We start from the raw sequence: 22,381 nt of genomic DNA, 5'->3' as shown, positions 1-22,381 counted from the left end.
TGTAGGAGGAGACTATTGACGATAAGTCTATCGTTGTTTTTGAATAGCCTGCATTTGCTAATAGGGTACTTCTAATTAGAAGTTAGGTTTTAATAAACCTGGTTGACCCATTGCTGGATCAGTATTGTATGCTTCCATTGCATCTGCAACAGTCATACCTAATGCTTTTGCAACGCCTTCGCCATAAGCAGGGTCACAGAAGTAGCAGTTACGGATATGACGGTATTTGATGAAGTCTAATGCATCACCCATACCTGCTGCGGTATTCTTGAATAGTGATTCTTTTTCTGAATCAGTCATATTGTTGAATAACACACGTGGTTGGCTGAAGTAATCTGAATCATCTTGGCGATAATCCCAATGTGCTGCATCACCGTTGATTTTGAGTGGTGGCTCAGCAAATTGTGCCTGTTCTTGCCATTGACCGAAGCTGTTTGGTTCATAATGTAAAGTTGAACCGTAGTTACCATCTACACGACCTTGACCGTCACGCGCATTGCTGTGAACTGGGCAACGTGGTGCATTTACTGGGATTTGGTGGTGGTTAACACCTAAACGGTAACGTTGTGCATCTGCATAGTTAAATAAACGTGCTTGTAACATACGGTCCGGAGATACGCTGATACCTGGTACTAAGTTGCTTGGAGCAAATGCAGATTGTTCAACATCAGCAAAGAAGTTTGCTGGGTTACGGTTTAATTCCATTACACCTACTTCGATTAATGGATAGTCTGATTTTGGCCATACTTTAGTTAAATCGAATGGGTGGTATGGTACTTTTTCCGCATCAGCTTCAGGCATAACTTGGATATAAAGTGTCCATTTCGGGAAATCACCTTTTTCGATTGACTCGTATAAATCACGTTGGTGTGATTCACGATCGTTAGCGATAATTGCTGCCGCTTCTTCGTTTGTTAAATTTTTGATACCTTGTTGTGTACGGAAGTGGAATTTCACCCAGAAACGCTCGTTATTAGCGTTGATCATACTATAAGTGTGTGAACCAAAACCGTGCATATGACGATATGAAGCTGGGATACCACGCTCAGACATTACGATAGTCACTTGGTGGAATGCTTCAGGTAATAAAGTCCAGAAGTCCCAGTTATTTGTTGCACTACGCATATTAGTACGTGGGTCACGTTTAACCGCTTTGTTTAAGTCAGGGAATTTACGCGGATCACGTAAGAAGAATACAGGTGTATTGTTACCTACTAAGTCCCAGTTACCTTGTTCAGTATAGAATTTAATTGCGAAACCACGGATATCACGTTCTGCATCAGCTGCACCACGTTCGCCTGCTACAGTCGTAAAACGAGCGAATAATTCAGTTTCTTTACCTACTTCGCTGAAGATTGCTGCTTTTGTATATTGAGTAATATCGTGAGTTACTGTGAATTTACCAAATGCACCTGAACCTTTAGCGTGCATACGACGCTCAGGGATTACTTCACGTACGAAGTTTGCTAATTTTTCGTTTAACCATAAATCTTGTGCAAGTAATGGACCACGAGGACCAGCGGTTAAACTGTTTTGGTTATCAACAACAGGCGCACCGTTGTTCATAGTTAATGATGTGTGATGAAATGGACATTTATTAGACATAATAATTACCTTAGTTAGTTAATAGGTTCAATGTATGGATATATTATGATTGATTGGTTTTATTTTGTAAAACTATCAATTTGATAAAACATAACGATTGAATCAGATTTTTTAATAGGAAATAACTTTGTCTTATGCCTTGAAAGGCTAAAGTTTTTCCCCATTTATTATAGCACTTAAAAGCGGTGGGATTCCGCTTATTTTTTGCAAATTACAGAGGATAAAAATGAGTATTAATCAAGAAACAAGAGGCTTTCAATCGGAAGTTAAGCAACTGCTTCAATTAATGATCCATTCACTTTATTCAAATAAAGAAATTTTCTTACGTGAATTAATCTCTAATGCATCTGATGCGGCAGATAAATTACGTTTTAAAGCACTTTCCAACCCAGCTTTATATGAAGGTGATGGTGAATTACGTGTACGAGTGAGCTTTGATGAAACTTTAGGTACGCTGACTATTAGCGATAACGGTATCGGGATGAACCGTGAACAGGTTATCGATCATTTGGGTACGATTGCTAAATCCGGTACTAAAGAGTTTTTGAATTCGTTAGGTACGGATCAAGCTAAAGACAGTCAGTTAATCGGTCAATTTGGGGTTGGTTTTTATTCGGCATTTATTGTAGCGGACAAAGTAACAGTAAAAACCCGTGCGGCAGGTGAAACACAAGCCGTATTTTGGGAATCTGCCGGTGAAGGCGATTATACGGTGGCGGATATTGAGAAAGCGACACGCGGTACGGATGTCATTTTACATTTGCGTGAAGAAGAAAAAGAATTTTTAAGCGAATGGCGTTTACGTGAAATTATCGGTAAATATTCGGATCATATCGGCTTACCGGTTGAAATCCAAACGACAGAATACGATGAAGAAGGCAAAGCAAGCGGTCAAAAATGGGAAAAAATTAACAAAGCACAAGCACTTTGGACTCGCTCAAAAACTGAAATTTCAGACGAAGAATACCAAGAGTTTTATAAACATTTAAGCCACGATTATAATGATTCGCTCATTTGGGCGCATAATAAAGTAGAAGGTAAACAAGACTATACCAGCTTACTTTATGTGCCGGCAAAAGCGCCTTGGGATATGTTCAATCGTGATCAGAAACACGGCTTAAAACTTTACGTTCAGCGTGTATTCATTATGGACGATGCCGAAGTGTTTATGCCGAATTACCTCCGTTTTATGCGAGGTTTATTAGACACGAATGACTTGCCGTTAAACGTTTCACGTGAGATTTTACAAGAAAATAAAGTGACTGCTTCATTACGTTCGGCATTAACTAAACGTGCATTGCAATTATTGGAAAAATTAGCCAAAGATGATCAGGCTAAATACCAAACCTTCTGGAATGAATTTGGTTTAGTGTTAAAAGAAGGTGTCGGTGAAGATTTTGCCAATAAACAACAAATTGCATCATTATTCCGCTTTGCTTCAACCCAGACTGATTCTAGTGAACAAACAGTAAGTTTGGCGGATTATGTAAGCAGAATGAAAGAAGGTCAGAAAGCGATTTATTTCTTAACCGCAGATAATTATGTGGCAGCGGAAAATAGTCCTCACCTTGAATTGTTCAATAAGAAAGGTATTGAAGTGCTGTTATTATCTGATCGTATTGACGAATGGGTAGTAGGGCATTTAACCGAATTTGACGGCAAACCGTTGCAAAGTATCACTAAATCGGATTTAGATTTAGGCGATCTAGCTGATAAGGAACAAGAAGAGAGCCAAAAAGCACAACAAGCGGAATTCGGATCTTTCCTTGAACGTACACAAAACTATTTTGGTGATCGTGTTAAAAAAGTGGTATTAACGCATCGCTTAACCGACACGCCAGCAGTAGTTTCTACTGACAATGATGAAATGACCACTCAAATGGCAAAACTGTTTGCCGCAATGGGACAAAAAGCTCCGGAAGTGAAATATACATTCGAGCTAAATCCAGATCATCGTATGGTTAAGAAAATTGCAGATCTTACAGATGAAACAGAATTTAATGATTGGATTGAATTATTGTTTGAACAAGCATTGCTTGCAGAGCGTGGCTCATTAGAAAACCCGGCAGCATTTATCAAACGTATGAATAAATTGCTTGGTTAACCGCTGAAGATGTAAAAGGCTATCGAAAGATAGCCTTTATTTTTAGTTAAAAATTGTAACTTTTTCTATAAATTTGACTGCTTGTCACACTTATTTTAAACGTTCAAAGCCTTTTTCTAAATCGGCAATCAGATCTTCAACAGCTTCTAAACCAACGTGAATACGAATCAGTGTGCCGCTAAGTTTTCTTTCGATTGCCGGACGGATTCGAGCTATTTCTTCCGGTTGGTTAGCAAGAATAAGAGATTCAAAACCGCCCCAAGAATAAGCCATAGTAAATAATTCAAAATGATCTAAAAAGTCAGCTAATTGCTTATCGTTTAACTTTTGGTTAAGTTCGAATGAAAACAGACCGCTTGCACCTTTAAAATCTCGTTTGAAAAATTCGTGTCCTGGACAACTTGGTAAAGCAGGGTGGAAGACCGCTTTCACTTCCGGACGTTGTGCCAGCCATTGTGCCACTTGAATTGAACGTGCTTGGTGTTCTTTCAAACGAATACCAAGTGTACGTAAGCCTCTTGCTGTGGTATAAGCGGAATCCGCATCAACCATTTGCCCCATTAAATATGAACGTTCACGAAGCTGATCCCAACAACGTGCATTAGATACCACTGTACCAATCATCACATCAGAGTGACCAACTAAATATTTCGTACCAGCTTGAATCGAAATATCAATCCCAAATGCAAGAGCAGGAAAAAGGACACCGCCAGCCCAAGTATTATCAATCATAATCACGATATCCGGATTGACTTCACGAGCGACTCGAACCAAAGTCGGGATATCCGGCACTTCCATCGTTAATGAGCTTGGTGATTCTAAAAATAATACTTTGGTATTCGATTGAATTAAATCTCGAATCCCTTCACCGATAAGTGGATCGTAATACGTAGTGCTTACGCCGATATTCTTTAGGATCACATTACAAAAATCTTGGGTTGGTTCATAAGCTGCACCAGTCATTAATACGTGATCACCTTGAGCAACAAAAGCTAAGATTGAGTTAGTCACGGCTGCTGCACCGCACGGATAAAGATAGCAGCCGGCTCCGCCTTCTAATTCACACATAGCATCTTGGAGAGCGAAGTGGGTGAGAGTACCGCGTCTACCGTAAAATAATTCGCCTTTATAGCGATTGCGAGTAGCATGTTTTTTTTGTTCAACAGAGTCAAATACTAAAGAAGAGGCACGTTGAACGACAGGATTCACAGAACCTTGGGTATAACGAGATTTACGTCCGGCATGGACAAATTTGGTTTCAAGTTGAGAGAAATTTGACATTGTGTTTCCTTATTGTAGTTATAAGAAAGCGGTCTGATTTATGCAAAATTTTGCAAAAATTCGACCGCTTATAGATTATCTGAAGACACTACGATATTGTGGTTTAGCTCGTTTGAATTGGCTAATGAGTACGATAACAAAAGCAAGTGTGAACATTGCGAAGGCAACAATAAGCCATTCCGGCATGCCTAAGCCCAGCATTTCCCATTGTTTCTCACTACAATTTACCGGGCTGGGAGCGAAAATACTTGGGAACCATTGATCAAATGGCATTGTTTGCGGAAATTCCGGTTTAAATTCACATTGGTTCCATGGGGAAGGGTTAGCTTGGTAATCATGATGTTTGATAGCTAATGCCAGTCCTTTAACGGCACTAAAACCCCAAATTAGTAAAGCAATCCAGCGAGTAAGAAAAAAACGGGGAGAAACTGCACCTAATAAACCGGCAATGATTAATCCTAGAATTGCAAGGCGTTCATAAACACACATAACACAAGGAACTAATCCTAAACCATATTGAAAATAAATACCGCTTGCTTCAAGAGCAAAAGCAATAACAGCAAGGAATAACCATGCCGTACGATTTAGAGAGAGTTGTTTGAAATAACTGAGCATAATAGTTCCTTTAGTCTAAAAGTTTTGGATATTGTACCTGATTTTACTCAGCTTTCGTAAAAAAAATCTCCCCAAAAATGAGGAGATTTTTTTAGAGGTTAACGGCTGATAAGCCAACCCCAATGTGTCATCATCTCTGTTAAAGTAGGAAGTAAAAATTCTAATGAGATAAAACCAATAATTGAAAGCACTAGCGTATATGGTAATGCCATATATAACATTTTACCGTATGAAAGTCGGATTAATGGTGCGAACGGAGAAGTCAATAAGAATAAGAACGCAGCCTGTCCGTTTGGTGTAGCAACAGAAGGTAAGTTTGTACCGGTATTGATTGCGACTGCAATTAAATCGAATTGTTCACGGCTGATAACACCTGATGTTAATGCACTTTTCGCTTCATTAATATACACCGTACCAACGAATACGTTATCTGAAATCATCGAGAGTAAACCGTTAAAGACATAGAAAAGACCTAATTGTGAATGAGGATCAGCAGAAAGAACAAAGCTGATAATCGGTTCAAATAATTTTAAATCGACAATAACGGCGACTACAGTAAAAAAGACAACAATTAAAGCGGTAAATGGCATTGGTTCTTGGAATGAACGACCAATAGCATGTTCATCAGTAATACCACAAAATGCCGTACAAAGAATAATGATTGTTAAACCGATAATCCCTACATCGGCAAGATGTAATGCAAGTCCAACAATTAACCAAATACCAGCTAATGCTTGAATACCCATTTTTACACGATCTTGTTGAGTCATACGTTGCTCTTTCAATAGATTGTAACGAGCAAGCACACCCCATACACGACGAGGTAATTTAGCACCATAGTCAAATAGTTTGAAATGTTCTAATAACAAACAGGTAATTACACCACAAACTAATACCGGTAAGCTAACAGGTAACACACGTAATAAAAATTCCACAAATCCCCATTCTGCTTGACCGGCAATAATTAAGTTTTGCGGTTCGCCGACCATTGTCATCACGCCACCTAATGCACTACCGACCGCAGCGTGCATTAATAAACTGCGTAAAAAAGCACGGAATTGCTCTAAAATTTGTTTGTTAGTAATAATTTTATCGTCATTGCTAATATCAGTTGAATCTTCAAAACTGTTACCTGAAGCAACTTTATGATATACCCCATAGAAACCGGTACCGACACTAATAATAACGGCAATAACAGTTAAAGCATCTAAGAATGCGGAAAGGAATGTGGCACTTAAACAGAAAGCAAGAGATAATACTTTTTTAGAATGAATAGAGATAAGTAATTTTGTGAATACATATAAAAGCAGTTGCTTCATAAAATAGATACCGGCAACCATAAACATTAATAGCAAAATAACTTCAAAATTTGCCATAATTTCTTCTTTTACATGATGAGGACTTGTCATACCGATCACAACTGCCTCAATCGCCAATAAACCGCCCGGTTGTAACGGATAACATTTTAATGCCATTGATAAAGTAAAGATAAACTCGGCAACAAGTGTCCAGCCGGCAACAAACGGACTGATAAAGAAATAGATTAAAGGATTAATCACTAAAAAAGCGATAATACAAATTTTGTACCATTCCGGTGCTTTACCTAAAAAGCTTTTGAAGATAGCGTTTGAGCTATTCATTTAAAAACCTCCATGAAAAATAAATAACTGTTGTGAATTGTAATCCAGTTTCGATTAAAGGATAATAGACTTTATCTCATATTTTGATGAGATTTTTTTTGATTTTAGATAAAAATCGTTTCTTTTTTTGATTTTTTAGCATTTTAATGGATGGGTACAGGGGATTGCATGGATAGTTCTTATATTTTAAAAGCTCAAAGTCCGGCAGCATTGGCGGAAGAGTATATCGTACGCAGTATTTGGAACAATACCTTCCCAGCAGGTACAGATCTCCCAGCAGAACGAGAACTTGCCGATAAAATCGGCGTAACAAGAACCACATTACGAGAAGTGCTACAACGATTAGCTCGTGATGGCTGGTTACATATTCAACACGGTAAACCTACACGAGTCAATAATGTATGGGAAACTGCCGGACCTAATATCATTAGTACAATCATCAAATTAGATAAATCATATTTACCGGTGATTATTTCTAATGTCGTTTCGTTACGTACTCGTATGGCTGAAGCCTATATTCCGGAAGCGATTAAGTTAAAGCCGGAAGAATGTATCGGCTTCTTTTCTCAGTTAGATAATTTACAAGATACCGCAGAGGCATTTGCTTCTTTTGACTATACATTATTTAGACAATTTACTTTTACGGCAAATAAACCGGTATATGCACTTATCCTCAATAGCTTTAAAGGTATGTACCATCAGGTGGCAAGTATCTTTTTCTCTGATGCAGCGTATCGTCAATTAACATTAGCCTTTTATCGAGAATTATTGAATGCCTGTATTGAAAAAAATCATACGAAAGCGTCAGAATTAATGATACAGCATCGTCAATCGAGTAGTGCAATTTGGGCAAAACTATTACAAAACATACCGGAAAATTTTGGCGAAAACGAATAGGACCAAGTTATTTTGAACGAAATTCTCTTAACCTTAGAACCTCAAGACAACGCACGTTTACAATCGCTTTGTGGTGCATTTGATGAACATTTAACTTTGATTGAGAAAAGTTTTAATCTCACTATTTCTCGTAATGGCTTCTCTTTTTCAATTCAATCTGATGACGAAAATCATTATTCAGCAACATTAATGCAAAATGCGGCAAAGCTCTTAAAACAGCTTTACATTGATACCGCCCCCATTAAAGGTAAAATCAAAGAATTGGATCTAGAAGATATTCATTTGGCGATTCAAGAAAGCCGAATGTTACTTCAAAATCAATGGAATGTTGGAGGACAAGGAGAAATTTCAATCAAAACGAAGCGAGGCGTGATTAAGCCAAGAGGAGAACATCAGCAAGCTTATTTAAGAAATATTCTTAGTCACGATATTAGTTTCGGTATTGGACCAGCCGGTACAGGAAAAACGTTTCTTGCCGTTGCTGCTGCAGTAGAATCACTTGAGCGTCAAGAAATTCGCCGAATTTTACTCACTCGTCCGGCGGTTGAAGCCGGCGAAAAACTCGGTTTTTTACCCGGCGATCTCGGGCAGAAAATTGAGCCATATTTAAGACCTTTGTATGATGCTTTATTTGAAATGTTAGGTTTTGAAAAAGCACAAAAATTGATGGAACGTAATGTGATTGAAATTGCACCGCTTGCTTATATGCGTGGGCGTACTCTAAATGATGCGTTTATTATTTTAGATGAAAGCCAAAATACTACGACAGAGCAGATGAAAATGTTCCTGACTCGTATCGGTTTTAATTCAAAAGCCGTTATTACGGGAGATATTACCCAAGTTGATTTACCTCGTAGTCAAAAATCAGGTCTAAGACACGCAATGGAAGTGTTGAAAGATGTACCTGATTTAAGTTTTAATTATTTTGATAGCCAAGATATTGTTCGTCATCCGGTAGTGGCGAAGATTGTACAGGCTTATGATGTTTGGGAAGCAGAGGATGAACAGCGTCGAGAACAACGTCGTTTGGAAAAACTTGCGTTAGAACAGCAAAAAATTTTAGAACAAGCAGAACAGTTATAAAGAGATAAGCGGTTATTTTGGTAAAAAATTTTGCAAATTTGACTGCTTATTAGCTAAATAAAAAAGGCGAGAATGTTATTTTCTCGCCTTTTGTGTATTTAAGAGAAATTATAAGATTTCTTTCGCTTTTGCTACAACATTCTCAACTGTGAAGCCGAATAGTTTGAATAATTGATCTGCAGGTGCAGACTCGCCAAAGCTATTCATACCTACGATACGACCTTCAAAGCCAACGTATTTGTACCAAAAATCAGATAATTGAGCTTCGATTGCCACACGTTTTGTTACTGAGCTTGGTAATACAGATTCACGATATGCCGCATCTTGTTTATCAAATACATTCGTACTTGGCATTGAAACCACACGAACTTTTGTTCCTTCTGAATCTAATACTTCAGCTGCTTTCATCGCTAAATCAACTTCAGAACCGGTTGCGATCAGGATTAAATCAGGGCAACCGCCTTTTTCACAACATTCACGTAAGATATAACCACCACGAGCTACGTTTGCTAATTGTTCAGCAGTACGTTCTTGTTGAGCAAGATTTTGACGAGTGAAAATTAATGCACTTGGACCGTCTTTACGTTCAACCGCTGCTTTCCATGCTACCGCAGATTCTACTTGGTCAGCCGGACGCCACGTTTCTAAATTTGGAATGAAACGTAGTGATGCGGTTTGTTCTACCGGTTGGTGAGTCGGGCCGTCTTCGCCTAAGCCGATAGAATCGTGTGTATATACGAATAATGAACGTTGTTTCATTAATGCCGCCATACGCACCGCATTGTGAGCGTATTCATAGAACATTAAGAAGGTTGCACCGTAAGGAATAAAACCACCGTGTAATGCAATACCGTTCATAATCGCAGACATACCAAATTCACGTACACCATAGTTAATGTAGTTACCATCAACATTATGATCCGCACGAATTGGTTTTGAGCCAGACCATAACGTTAAGTTAGAGCTTGCTAAGTCTGCTGAACCACCTAAAAATTCCGGTAAGATATGAGCGTATGCTTCAATCGCATTTTGTGATGCTTTACGGCTTGCGATTGCTGCTGGATTTGCTTGTAATTTTTCGATAAATGCTTTGCTTTCTGCTTCCCAGTTCTCCGGTAAATCGCCAGCCATACGGCGTTTAAATTCTGCCGCTAATTCAGGGTATGCTGCTTCATAAGCTGCAAATTTCGCGTTCCATTCTTTTTCTACTACTGCACCTTGTGCTTTAGCATCCCAATCTGCATAGATTTCTGCCGGAATTTCAAATGGAGCGTATTCCCAGTTGAGTGCTTGACGAGTTAATGCAATTTCATCATTGCCTAATGGTGCACCGTGACAATCGTGTGATGCTGATTTGTTTGGAGAACCATAACCGATAATAGTTTTACAGATAATTAATGTTGGACGATCTGTTTCTTCTTTTGCATTTTCAATGGCAAATTTAATTTGTTCTGCATCATGACCATCCACGTTACGAATTACTTGCCAGCCATATGCTTCAAAACGTTGTGCTGTGTCGTCAGAGAACCAACCGTCCACATGACCATCTATTGAGATATTATTATCATCGTAGAACGCAATTAATTTACCTAAGCCTAAAGTACCGGCTAATGAACAGGCTTCATGCGAAATACCTTCCATTAAGCAGCCGTCACCTAAAAAAGCATAAGTATAGTGGTCAACAATTTTATTACCTTCACGGTTAAATTGTGCGGCTAAGGTTTTTTCTGCAATCGCCATACCCACCGCATTGGTGATACCTTGACCTAATGGACCAGTAGTGGTTTCAACACCCGGTGCGTAGCCATATTCCGGGTGACCCAGGGTTTTGGAATGTAACTGACGGAATTGTTTTAAATCTTCGATAGAAAGGTCATAGCCTGTTAAATGTAATAAGCTATAAATTAACATTGAACCATGGCCGTTTGAGAGTACGAAACGGTCGCGATCTGCCCATTTAGGATTAGTTGGATTATGTTTTAAAAAATCACGCCATAATACCTCAGCGATATCAGCCATACCCATTGGGGCACCCGGGTGACCGGAATTAGCTTTTTGTACTGCATCCATACTTAAAAAGCGAATTGCATTCGCTAATACTTTACGTTCTGCCATGTGTTTACTCCTAGACAAGAAAATGAAAAGTGTTCTAATAATAGATAATGAATAAAATTATTCTACACCATTTTTGAAGCAATACTCAAAAAATCTTGAGGAAAAATCCGTGATCTACTTCACAAAAAATGAGAAAATTTTGATTAAAAATGATTTATTTTGACTGTTTTGATTTTTGGGGATATTTTGTGGAAAATTATCTTAATTGATTCGCTTCAGTATTGATCTTAAAAGCTAAATCCCCTAGAATACGCACTCTTTTTGGCGTCGAGCAAACGCTCGGCATATTTTTTATTCACATATGGTACTTATCAGCGGATATACGGAAGTATAACAAGGTAAGCGGCGATATGGCTTCATTAGAGGTTTTCCAATGAAACAAGGTATTCACCCAGAATATACAGAAATTACTGCAACATGTTCATGCGGTAACGTAATCAAAACTCGCTCAACAGTGGGTAAAAACTTAAATCTTGATGTGTGCGGTAACTGCCACCCATTCTATACTGGTAAACAACGTGTTGTTGATACTGGTGGTCGTGTTGAACGTTTCAACAAACGTTTCTCAATCCCAAGTACAAAATAATTTCCGAATTATTGCTAAAACCCCGCAACTGCGGGGTTTTGTTTTATTGGCTACTTATTCAAGCGGTTTAATCTTCAATCCTTTTTGCAAATTGCATATTTAACCATTTAGTGGCATCTTTTAGATTAAAGCCTTTGGTTTCATTATTATCATTCGTCTCTTTCGTTGCAATAGCCATAAAGGAGTCAACTTGTGGTTTTGGTCTCGGATGCCAGCGTGCTAAGTTCGCTAAGTGATTAGCATAGAATGCTAATAATGGCTTACCATAAGCACAAGCCATATGAACGCCTCCGCCATCTACTGCAATAACAAGATCCGAAGTATTAACTAATGCACAATAACTTTGCGTATCAGTTGGGGGAGATATGGTTATTGGTACTCTAGCTATGACATTGAGAGTCTGAAGATATTGCTCGCTTGATTTGGTATACGTTAGTAAAAAGGTTATCTTATCTAGATATTTAGGATCGATATTATTCAGTAAGTTCGCTAATTCAATAGCTGGAACCTCTCGCATACTTCCTTGTGGATTTAATAACACTCTAATTTTGTCTGTGTTATGCCAATAGGTATCAGCAAGTTCTCTGTATTCGGATGACACCGCTAAAGTATAATCATTAGACTCTCTGGTGAGATATGGAGCCAGTACAGAATGATGTAAGTAGTCTGCAATATGTGTATTATTTGGAATTAACGTAGTAAAGTCATAATTTTTGACTGTTTCTAAGGAATAATGCTTTTTATGGTCTTTACCAAAATTAATAATAATTTTAGGTGTGAGTAATGCGTCTAAGATGATCGATCTAGATGTAAAAGTTGGTTGGAAATCAAGATATAAATCCCATTTCCCTCGTTGTATGACATAATTTATTGCTTTATCGTCAATTAACATATCGACCGAATCAGCATGAGCAAAAAGCTGCTTATTACGCTCCGTCACCAATACAGCCGTCTTAATTTGGGGAAATGCCTGTTTGATTTGGGCTAAATGTGAAATATGAACAATAGCGTCACCAATTGCATCACCAATAGGTTTTAGGAGTACACTTTTAATATTTGTTAATTCACACTCCATTGAACGAGTACGTTTTCCAAATAGTGTTATAATTAGTTTCTTCATTTCCTTAATTTCTCCTTTATATTGCTAATATAACATATTTCAAAACTTGGATAATTAACTTTTTCCGTCAGAACCATTTAGGCATTATGTATAAGAGAGAGCTTTGATGGGCAATATAATGTTTATTTCTACTATTTTTGTTATCATCTTAGCTAATTCTATTAGACATAGCTTAATTGTTTGGAATTAGACTTTACTGATGCTGTAAACAATGGATATTTAACCGATAAACAGCTAAATTTATTAGTTCTAGTTAACAAATCGATAAAATAGAAAAAACGTGGTTAAAATGAGTAAGATAACATTAAAGCAAAAGTTTCGAAGAATCCGAATCAAGCTAGGGAAGTTTTTGATTGATAAAAAAATAGTATTGAATGCTTCGAAAAGGCTGCCTAAAAAAATCCTATTTCTTCGCCATGACGGAAAAATTGGTGATTACATCGTCAGTTCATTTGTGTTTCGAGAAATAAAAAAGCAATCTCCCGAAACACATATCGGTGTGGTTTGCTCTAGTAAGAATGCTTATTTGTTTGAGCATAGCCCTTATATTGATCAGCTATATTTTGTGAGGACTAAAAATATTGGCGATTATTTGGCCTGCGGTAAACAGTTGGCAAAAGAGCAATACGATGTTGTTATTGATCCTACTGTCACATTACGTAATCGAGATCTACTTTTTTTGCGTACGATTAATGCCAAAATGTATATCGGATATGATAAATCAGACTATAAGATTTTTACGTTAAACGTACAGAATGAGCAGCAACATTTTGCTGAGATTTATAAACAGGCATTGGAGCTTGCTGGTTTTGTAGATATTGATACTCAGTATGATGTGCCACAAGATGAAAAGAGTGATAAAGTGATTAAGGATTATTTATTGAACAAGCGACTTGAACACTTTATTGCACTAAACTTATTTGGTGCAGGTTCAGCCCGACGTTTTAGCGATGAGAAAATAACGGAATTACTTAACTATCTGCATAAGAACAGTGATAAGCCGATTATATTACTGACCTTTCCGGAGGTGACGTCAAAGTTAAAGCAAATAGCTAGTCGATTCGAGAATGTTTTCGTTTATGAAAACACGCAAACCGTATTTGATACGATTGAGCTAATTCGTCATTCGGATGTTTTGATTTCACCTGATACTTCAACTGTACATATCGCTGCAGGTTTATCTAAGCAAATTATTGGCTTTTATAGCTCGGATGAGCAGAACTTTATCCATTGGCATCCGAATAATAAAGCAAAAACTAATATTTTACGCTTTAAGCAGAGTGTGAATGATCTTGATTTTAATCAGATTAAACCGGAATGGTTACATTAGATGGAATTTCAATCCCTTAAACTGTTTTTAGATATTGCACAAACAAAAAGTTTTATTCGTTCTGCGGAAAAAAACTATATGACGGCTTCAACTCTTTCTCGCCATATTCAGCGGATTGAGCAAGAGTTAGGGCAGCCGTTATTTATCCGAGATAACCGACAGGTTCATTTAACAGAAGCGGGTGAAAAGTTTTTGGTGTTTGCAAAGCAAAGTTGGTTTGACTGGCAACAACTGCAACATCAGCTTTCACCGGCACAAGGTCAGTTAGAGGGTGAATTAAAAGTGTTCTGTTCGGTAACGGCGGCTTATAGTCATTTACCACAAATTCTAGAGCGGTTTCGTCAGGTACATCCGAAGGTAGAGATTAAACTGAGTACTGGCGACCTGGCGCAAGCGGTGCATACGGTGCATTCTTTCGAAGCAGATATTTCCTTAACCGGTAAGCCGGAGCATCTGCCAAACAGTATTGTATTTCATTATATTGATGATATTCATCTGTCTGTTATTGCACCACGTGTGGCGTGTACCGCAACGCAATGTTTGCAACAGCAGCCGATTGATTGGCAAAATATGCCGTTTATTTTGCCGCTTGATGGTCCTGTACGAATGCGGATAGATCGTTGGTTCAAAGAGTTGAAAATTAAAGATCCGAAGATTTATGCCACGGTAGCAGGACACGAAGCGATTGTGCCGATGGTAGCATTAGGATGTGGCGTGGCATTATTACCGGATGTGGTGATTAAGCATAGCCCGATGAACAATCAAATTTCTTATTTGAAATTGTCAGAGCCGATATCGCCGTTTGAGCTGGGAATTTGTGTACAAGAAAAGCGGTTACAAGAACCGATTATTAAAGCCTTTTGGGAATTGTTACCGAAAGAGTAAAAGCAATAAGCGGTTAAATTTGAAGAATTTTTTGCAAATTTCTTCCTAAATTTAACCGCTTGTTTTTTTATTTAAATACAGCCCAAACTGGTGCGTGATCAGAAGGTTTTTCCATTGCACGGATTTCAAGATCAATGCCTGTTTCTACACAATGTTTCGCTAAGCCTTTGGATGCCAATACTAAGTCGATACGTAACCCACGATTGTCATCAAATCCTTTCGAACGGTAATCAAACCACGAGAATTTGTCATCTGCACTTGGATTCATTGCTCGGAAAGTATCAACTAAACCATAGTGATATAAACGATCTAACCATTCACGTTCTTCCGGAAGGAATGAACATTTACCGTCACGTAACCAACGTTTGCGATTCGGCTCACCGATACCGATATCTAAATCGGTCGGGCTAATATTCATATCGCCCATAATCACAATTGGATTTTCCGGTGTCAATTCAGTTTCTAAATAATGCTGTAAATCAGCGTAGAATTTTTCTTTTGCCGGGAATTTAGTTTCGTGTGAGCGATTTTCGCCTTGTGGAAAATAGCCGTTTAACACGGTTAGTACGCCAAATTCTGTTTCAATATCTGCCATAATCATACGCTTTTGTGCATCAGCATTATCAGTTGGGAAACCTTTACGCACGGCAAGAGGTTCTTTTTTAGTTAAAAGTGCCACACCATAGTGCCCTTTTTGCCCGTGATGGAAAACGTGATAGCCCAAATGCTTGACTAAATCCCAAGGGAAATCCTCATCAGCCACTTTGATTTCTTGTAAGCCGATAACATCCGGCTGATGCTTTTCAATTAGTGCTTCCAGTTGGTGCGGACGAGCACGTAAGCCATTAATATTAAAAGAAATAAACTTCATAAATAAAATCCAAATAGAAACCACGGATAAAGCAAACAAGCGGTCATTTTTCCGTAAAAATTTACATTATCCGTGGTATAAGTGAAAACTAGAGGGTCATTGCTGCAATCCAACCGAACACTAATAACGGGATATTAAAGTGTAAGAAAGTTGGTACAACAGAATCCCAAATATGGTCATGTTTACCATCAGCATTTAAACCGGATGTTGGGCCTAATGTTGAATCAGAAGCCGGAGAACCTGCGTCACCTAAAGCGGCCGCTACACCTACGATAGCCATGGTTGCTAACGGAGAAAAACCGAATGAAACGCATAAAGGTACGTAAATAGAGGTAATAATCGGCACAGTTGAGAATGAAGAACCGATACCCATTGTGATAAATAAACCGACAACTAACATCAGCAATGCAGCCATTTCTTTGCTTTGAATCGAACCACGTAATGCTTCAACTAATTCTGGTACACCACCGGTTGCATTTACGACACTTGCAAAGCCTGAAGCAGCAATCATGACAAAACCAATCATTGCCATTAAACGTAAGCCGTCTTGGAATAAATCATTGGTTTGTTTTAATTTGAAGACACCGCCTAATGCAAAAATAATTAAACCAGCTAAACCACCGATTACTGTTGAGTTTGTCGCTAATTGTACCGAACAAGTCGCAAAAATCGCTAAAATACTGATTCCGATATGGAACGGTTTTACTTTTGCTACTCGTGCAGCTACTTCATCAGCAGTCGGTTCTTTTACATTTTCTATATAAGTACGAGGTTTGCGATAAGAAACAAAGAAAGCAAACAGTAATCCTAAAATCATACCAGCAACCGGAATTGCCATTGCTTTGGTCATTTCTGATGTGGTTGCAACTAAATTAAATGTTTGACCGGCTTGGTTGATATTTTTAACCAAAATACTTTCAATGAAGATCTGACCGAAACCGGCTGGAATGAGCATATATGTTGCTGTTAAACCGAATGTTAATGCACACGCTACCGCACGACGGTCGATTTTTAATTGATTCATTACGCTTAATAGAGGTGGAACTAAAATCGGAATAAAAGCAATATGGATCGGGATTAAGTTTTGTGATGAGATTGCAAATGCAGTCAATACAAATAACACGATATATTTAAACCAAAATACCGAGCGACCGGAAGGACGTTTACCGAAAGCGGAAATCACTTTATAAGCCAATAAATCAGTAACGCCGGATTTGGATAATGCGACTGCAAATGCACCAAGAACCGCATAATTCATTGCAGTTTCTGCACCACCGCCCAAACCGCCAGTAAATTTTTCGATGGTTTTGGTTAACGCTTCAAACATACTCATACCGTCAACCCCATAGAAACCGATTACTCCACAGGTTAGTGCTGCAATAATTAACGCAATTACCACATTAATTCTGAGCAAGCTCAAAGCAAGTAATATGATAATTGAGATAACAACTTCGTTAGACAACATTGTGTTTTACCTTTTTTTGTAAGAAATAAAATAATTCTCTAATGTAACGCAAAAAATATTGTTGTCGAGTATTTTTTGTAGATATAGGCTAATTTATAAAATGATGATACAAAATCGCTGTGCTTTAGCACATTTTACGCCTTTATTCTCATACTTTTACTTTTCTCAATAAGGAGGATTTACCTCCACTTAATTTTTACATAAGATAAAAATCGGAATATTTTTATACTCGGAGGTTTTATGTCTTTCTCTAAAAATGTGTTGTGGTTGGCTTTATGTTCGCCTCTTGCAATAGCAAATAACTGGCAGAGTACGTTATTTCCGAATTTTAAAGAATCGGAAAAATTAATTTTAAAATCGGAGCAACCATTAAAAAAAGGAACTTATCCGCTCACTTTTCAAAGCGGACATCAATGTTTTCAGCCTCAATTACCGATTAAATTAAATCAGACACTCTCCCTTTCCTCTTGTACTTCAGATGTTCCGACATTTCGTGTTTTCCGTGATGGTAATTATTCCGCTCAAATTGATTTAAGAAGCGGTACGCCGACATTACGTTTAAGTGTCGAACAAAAAGAAGATAAACCGAAAATTTGTCCAGTTTGGAATGGGCAAGCGGTAGAAATTGATGTAAAAGATACTTTTCAAGAAAATGAGCAAGTAAGAGATGCTTATTCAGGACAAACGGATATTGTGAAAAATGGTAAGGTACACTTTTTACCTTCATCAGACTCTAACGGTTTGTTACTGTTAGAAAAAGTAGAGCAGAAAACAGAATCTAAATTCGATTGGCATAATGCAACGGTTTATTTTGTTTTAACTGATCGTTTTTATAATGGTGATAAAACGAATGACCACAGCTATGGCAGACAATATGATGGACTTCAAGAAATCGGTACGTTTCATGGTGGAGATTTAAAGGGATTAACTCAAAAACTCGATTATTTACACAAACTGGGTGTTAATGTGTTATGGATTAGCTCACCGTTAGAGCAAATTCATGGTTGGGTTGGTGGTGGAGAAAAAGGCGATTTTCCACATTATGCTTACCATGGTTATTATCATCAAGATTGGACTAAAATTGATGCCAATATGGGAACTGAGCAAGATTTGCAACAATTAATTGAGCAAGCTCATCAACGTGGTATGAGAGTTATTTTTGATATTGTGATGAATCATACTGGGTATGCGACATTGGCGGATATGCAAGAATTCGGTTTCGGTTCACTTTATTTAAAAGAACAAGAAGTTAGTCAAATATTAGGCGAAAAATGGACTGATTGGAAACCTCAAACCGGTCAAAATTGGCATTCATTCAATAATTTTATTAATTTTTCCGATAAAGCAGCTTGGGCAAAATGGTGGGGGAAAGATTGGACGAGATCCGATTTAGGCGATTATGATAGTCCTAAATTTGATGATTTAAAAATGTCGCTCGCCTCATTACCGGATTTAAAAACAGAAGCAAAACAAGCGGTTAAATTACCGATATTCTTGGCAAATAAGTCAGACACTAATGCGATTGAACGTGACAATGCCAATGTTTCCGATTACTTAATTGGATGGCTTTCCGATTGGGTAAGAAAATATGGTGTGGATGGTTTCCGTGTCGATACGGCAAAACATGTTGAAAAAAGCACATGGGCAGCGTTGAAGCAGTCGGCAGAAAAAGCATTACACGAATGGCAAGAAAAAAATCCAACGAAGAAATTTGATGATAAATTTTGGATGGTGGGAGAAGCATGGGGACATACGATTGTTAAAAGTGATTATTTCCAAAACGGTTTTGATGCCATGATAAATTTTGATTTTCAAGATCAAGCTAAAGAAAGTTTAAACTGTTTTGCGAATATTGAACCCACATATCAAAAAATGAGTGAAAAATTAGCTGATTTTAATATGTTGAGTTACTTGTCTTCACATGATACTCGTCTGTTTTTCCATTCTGATAGTGAACGATATTTTGATAGACAAAAAACTGCAGCGAGTTTATTAATGCTGGCTCCCGGAGCTGTGCAAATTTATTATGGTGATGAAAGTGGAAGAGAATTTGGTGCAACCGGTTCGGATCCGATTCAAGGAACACGTTCGGATATGAATTGGGATGATTTAAAAAATAAATTCCAAAACCAAGCATTAAAATCACATTGGCAAAAATTAGCGAATTTTAGGAAAAATCATATCGCTGTAGGTAAAGGACAGCAAATTGTTGAACAAAATAAGTCTTATTTTGCATTTAGCCGCCGTTACCAAGATGACAAAGTGATGGTCGTTTGGGTTGGTAATCGGCCATAGAAAAAAAGAGCAAACTTTAGCGTAATTTGCACTTAAAAGTTTGCTCTTTGTTTTTATTGGACTTCTTTAAATTGAATCATTCCATTTTCGCTGTAATCAGCTTGTTCGTCTTCATCTTGAATGAACGGCTGATTTGGAATTTCCGCTTTATCAAATGCAATATCGCCTTCCACACCATCTAACACTTGACCGCGTTTTAAGCCTTTAAAATCAAACAGGCTCGGATCACAAAGATGAGAAAGGGTAATGTTTTGCATTGCACTAAACATGGTTTCGATTCGCCCTGGATATTGACGATCCCACGTTTGAAGCATCTCTTTGACAACTTGGCGTTGTAAATTCGGTTGAGAACCGCATAAGTTACACGGAATAATCGGGAACTGTTTGGCTTGCGAATATTTTTCAATATCTTTTTCTTTGCAGTACGCTAACGGACGAATCACGATTTGTTTACCATCGTCCGAAATAAGTTTTGGTGGCATAGATTTTAATTTACCTCCGTAAAACATATTTAAGAATAACGTTTCCAGCATATCATCACGGTGGTGACCGAGAGCAATTTTCGTAGCTCCGAGTTCTGTGGCGGTACGATATAAAATACCGCGACGTAAACGAGAGCAAAGTGAACAAGTGGTTTTCCCTTCCGGAATTTTTTCTTTTACGATGCCATAGGTATTTTCTTCGACAATTTTGTATTCAACCCCGATAGACTTGAGATATTCAGGCAAAATATGCTCCGGAAAGCCCGGTTGTTTTTGGTCTAAGTTTACTGCCACAATATCGAAATGAATCGGAGCGCTCAGTTTGAGGTTGAGCAGAATATCTAATAATGTATAGCTGTCTTTACCGCCGGATAAACACACCATCACTTTATCACCATCTTCAATCATATTGAAATCGGCAATCGCATTACCGACATTACGGCGTAAACGTTTTTGTAATTTGTTGAAATTATAAGCAATCTTTTTTTCTTGTTGAGTATTAGCTGATTGAGTATCTTGATTCATAATTATGAGTTTTTAAGTAAATGTTCGGTTCGTATATGAGGTAAAAAATGAAGTTCGCCATACTAAAGCCTTCAGTATTTTTTGCAAGTATTTCATTTGCTATTTTTGCCGGTAGATAAGTTTTTATCTGCAAACAAGCGGTCTAATTTTAGCATTTTTTTGTCATTTTATAGCTTATCAAAATATTCATTGCCCCAAGTTTGTTCGGCAAGTTGTAGCAAATTGGCGAAATCTTGGTAAGAGGGCATCGCTTGGTCTTCCACTTTTTTATTTTCATTAATCAGCTTTTGCTTTAGTTCCTGATACCAACCTAATAGCGAGAGTGGTAAAGGTGAGGCTGCCCGTTTTCCTAACCAATAGAGTCCTTGATAGGGTAAACTTAATGCGAAGAGTGAAGTGATAATCGCATTAGCCAAAATGGATTGGCTCGGATCAGCAAAAAAGTATTGCCATAAAATCGCAAAGCAAGCAAAAGCTGGCATAAAGCGGGATGCCTGCTTTACTAGCCTAATTAGCCGATAATCAGGCATAAATAATGTGAGCTTCTTTTGATTCGGATAGGTAGCAAGATAGCGTTGTCCGGCTTGGATTGTCGTATTCATAATGGTAACTTTGTGCAAAAAACGATAAAAACAGCATAACATAAGTTTTATCGCTCGAAAATGCGTAGATTTTAATGCAGTTACACTAAACTGTTGCTATACTTTGCAACAATTTTTTTACACCTGTTAGAAGGATTGATAAATGCCCATTAAATTTCCCGATTTGTTACAAGACAGTTGGAATTTTATCCGTAATCAACGCAGCTTTTCATTGTTTGCAATCGTTTTATTCAGTGCATTACAGCTTGTGAATTTATTGTTAGTACCTAACATGGGGCAAGTTGATGCCAATAATACAGAAATGACGCTATCTGCTTTGTATCCTCTCTTATTGATGGGCGTTTTAAATATTTTTCTGACGAGCTTGCTTATCTTAAATATTAAAGATATTAATCGAGGCAGTTTTAAACATTTCTTTCAAAATCTTTCGGTTTCATTAGCTAAATTATTTCCGGTTATCGTGCTGAATATTCTTATGGTACTCCCACTTTCAATCGGTATGGCTTCTCAACTCTTTGGTTCTCAAGCCGGTAGTGGATTAGCTTTAGTCGCTTTTCCGTTAATTATTGGTGGTGCGTTTTTATTTATCAAACTTTGTTTGTCAGTCTATGCTTATTTGATTGAAGAATTTAATGGGATTGGTGAAACGCTTCGTTTTACGTGGCAGTTAAGTCGTGGTAAAGGTATTGCATTAGTGCTATTTTGCGTAATTTCCTACTTTGTACCACAAATTCTAATGTCATTTTTAAGTGGCTTGGGAGCGAGTGCGGTAGGGCTTGCGATTACTGTGTTTATCAGTTCATTTTTCTCTTTATTTATTACCGTATTTAGTTTTCGGTTTTATCAAGTATATAGTCAAAATAATGTAGTAAGAGGTTAA

General features: G+C 37.7%; 18 protein-coding genes. 8 read left to right on the top strand and 10 right to left on the bottom strand.

Translation table 11 applies throughout. The features are described 5' to 3' along the window. Nucleotides 1–75 precede the first annotated feature (75 nt). On the bottom strand, nucleotides 76–1,605 hold the full coding sequence (locus NYR60_RS03730; RefSeq protein WP_279467804.1) for a catalase: 1,530 nt from the start codon (nucleotides 1,603–1,605) through the stop codon (nucleotides 76–78). A 226-nt stretch (nucleotides 1,606–1,831) separates the two neighbouring features. On the opposite strand from NYR60_RS03730, the gene htpG reads away from it, so the two are divergent. After that, complete coding sequence (gene htpG / locus NYR60_RS03725; protein WP_279467803.1) at nucleotides 1,832–3,709, top strand: molecular chaperone HtpG; 1,878 nt, start codon at nucleotides 1,832–1,834, stop codon at nucleotides 3,707–3,709. A 90-nt stretch (nucleotides 3,710–3,799) separates the two neighbouring features. Here htpG and metC read toward each other — a convergent pair whose 3' ends face one another. The 3 genes from metC to nhaB all read right to left on the bottom strand — a co-directional run bounded on the left by metC (nucleotide 3,800) and on the right by nhaB (nucleotide 7,245). Then, complete coding sequence (metC, locus tag NYR60_RS03720; protein WP_279467802.1) at nucleotides 3,800–4,990, bottom strand: cystathionine beta-lyase; 1,191 nt, start codon at nucleotides 4,988–4,990, stop codon at nucleotides 3,800–3,802. Nucleotides 4,991–5,065: 75 nt separating this feature from the next. Next, nucleotides 5,066–5,605: a disulfide bond formation protein DsbB gene (gene dsbB / locus NYR60_RS03715; RefSeq protein ID WP_279467801.1), complete on the bottom strand. Its 540-nt coding sequence runs from the start codon at nucleotides 5,603–5,605 to the stop codon at nucleotides 5,066–5,068. Between the two features lie 98 nt (nucleotides 5,606–5,703). Then, on the bottom strand, nucleotides 5,704–7,245 hold the full coding sequence (gene nhaB, locus NYR60_RS03710; RefSeq protein ID WP_279467800.1) for a sodium/proton antiporter NhaB: 1,542 nt from the start codon (nucleotides 7,243–7,245) through the stop codon (nucleotides 5,704–5,706). Nucleotides 7,246–7,413: 168 nt separating this feature from the next. Here nhaB and fadR point away from each other — a divergent pair, with 168 nt between their 5' ends. Further along, nucleotides 7,414–8,142: a fatty acid metabolism transcriptional regulator FadR gene (gene fadR / locus NYR60_RS03705; protein ID WP_279467799.1), complete on the top strand. Its 729-nt coding sequence runs from the start codon at nucleotides 7,414–7,416 to the stop codon at nucleotides 8,140–8,142. A gap of 12 nt (nucleotides 8,143–8,154) precedes the next feature. Then, nucleotides 8,155–9,225, top strand: coding sequence for a PhoH family protein (locus NYR60_RS03700; RefSeq protein ID WP_279467798.1), 1,071 nt, complete (start codon nucleotides 8,155–8,157; stop codon nucleotides 9,223–9,225). Between the two features lie 108 nt (nucleotides 9,226–9,333). Here NYR60_RS03700 and tkt read toward each other — a convergent pair whose 3' ends face one another. After that, nucleotides 9,334–11,340, bottom strand: coding sequence for a transketolase (gene tkt / locus NYR60_RS03695; protein WP_279467797.1), 2,007 nt, complete (start codon nucleotides 11,338–11,340; stop codon nucleotides 9,334–9,336). Nucleotides 11,341–11,713: 373 nt separating this feature from the next. Here tkt and rpmE point away from each other — a divergent pair, with 373 nt between their 5' ends. Further along, the gene (gene rpmE / locus NYR60_RS03690; protein ID WP_005597698.1) at nucleotides 11,714–11,926 is read left to right on the top strand and encodes a 50S ribosomal protein L31; all 213 of its coding nucleotides are present in this window, start codon (nucleotides 11,714–11,716) and stop codon (nucleotides 11,924–11,926) included. 67 nt (nucleotides 11,927–11,993) lie between these two features. Here the strand turns inward: rpmE and NYR60_RS03685 are convergent, their stop codons facing one another. Beyond that, entirely contained in the window at nucleotides 11,994–13,046 is a 1,053-nt protein-coding gene (locus NYR60_RS03685; protein WP_279467796.1) for a heptosyltransferase, read from the bottom strand. A gap of 289 nt (nucleotides 13,047–13,335) precedes the next feature. Here NYR60_RS03685 and NYR60_RS03680 point away from each other — a divergent pair, with 289 nt between their 5' ends. After that, nucleotides 13,336–14,376, top strand: coding sequence for a glycosyltransferase family 9 protein (locus NYR60_RS03680; protein ID WP_279467795.1), 1,041 nt, complete (start codon nucleotides 13,336–13,338; stop codon nucleotides 14,374–14,376). Beyond that, nucleotides 14,377–15,261 carry an HTH-type transcriptional activator IlvY gene (ilvY, locus tag NYR60_RS03675; protein WP_279467794.1) on the top strand — a complete coding sequence of 295 codons (885 nt, stop codon included), beginning with the start codon at nucleotides 14,377–14,379 and terminating at the stop codon, nucleotides 15,259–15,261. It abuts the gene before it with no gap. A gap of 67 nt (nucleotides 15,262–15,328) precedes the next feature. Here the strand turns inward: ilvY and xthA are convergent, their stop codons facing one another. Together xthA and NYR60_RS03665 are read right to left on the bottom strand one after the other, a co-directional pair. Beyond that, nucleotides 15,329–16,132, bottom strand: a complete 804-nt coding sequence (gene xthA / locus NYR60_RS03670; protein WP_279467793.1) for an exodeoxyribonuclease III — start codon at nucleotides 16,130–16,132, stop codon at nucleotides 15,329–15,331. Between the two features lie 88 nt (nucleotides 16,133–16,220). Beyond that, nucleotides 16,221–17,597 carry a Na+/H+ antiporter family protein gene (locus NYR60_RS03665; protein ID WP_279467792.1) on the bottom strand — a complete coding sequence of 459 codons (1,377 nt, stop codon included), beginning with the start codon at nucleotides 17,595–17,597 and terminating at the stop codon, nucleotides 16,221–16,223. 240 nt (nucleotides 17,598–17,837) lie between these two features. On the opposite strand from NYR60_RS03665, the gene NYR60_RS03660 reads away from it, so the two are divergent. Further along, nucleotides 17,838–19,892: an alpha-amylase gene (locus NYR60_RS03660; RefSeq protein ID WP_279467791.1), complete on the top strand. Its 2,055-nt coding sequence runs from the start codon at nucleotides 17,838–17,840 to the stop codon at nucleotides 19,890–19,892. A 53-nt stretch (nucleotides 19,893–19,945) separates the two neighbouring features. Here NYR60_RS03660 and ttcA read toward each other — a convergent pair whose 3' ends face one another. Together ttcA and yfbV are read right to left on the bottom strand one after the other, a co-directional pair. Further along, nucleotides 19,946–20,899: a tRNA 2-thiocytidine(32) synthetase TtcA gene (gene ttcA / locus NYR60_RS03655; RefSeq protein WP_279467790.1), complete on the bottom strand. Its 954-nt coding sequence runs from the start codon at nucleotides 20,897–20,899 to the stop codon at nucleotides 19,946–19,948. A gap of 167 nt (nucleotides 20,900–21,066) precedes the next feature. After that, the gene (yfbV, locus tag NYR60_RS03650; RefSeq protein WP_279467789.1) at nucleotides 21,067–21,501 is read right to left on the bottom strand and encodes a terminus macrodomain insulation protein YfbV; all 435 of its coding nucleotides are present in this window, start codon (nucleotides 21,499–21,501) and stop codon (nucleotides 21,067–21,069) included. A 142-nt stretch (nucleotides 21,502–21,643) separates the two neighbouring features. Between yfbV and NYR60_RS03645 the strand changes: the two genes are divergently transcribed. Beyond that, entirely contained in the window at nucleotides 21,644–22,381 is a 738-nt protein-coding gene (locus NYR60_RS03645; protein WP_279467788.1) for a hypothetical protein, read from the top strand.

Source organism: Actinobacillus genomosp. 2, from assembly GCF_029773605.1.
Lineage (GTDB): Bacteria > Pseudomonadota > Gammaproteobacteria > Enterobacterales > Pasteurellaceae > Actinobacillus.
The sequence above is the reverse complement of the archived record's forward strand: the minus strand, read 5'-3'. Positions and strand labels throughout refer to the sequence as shown.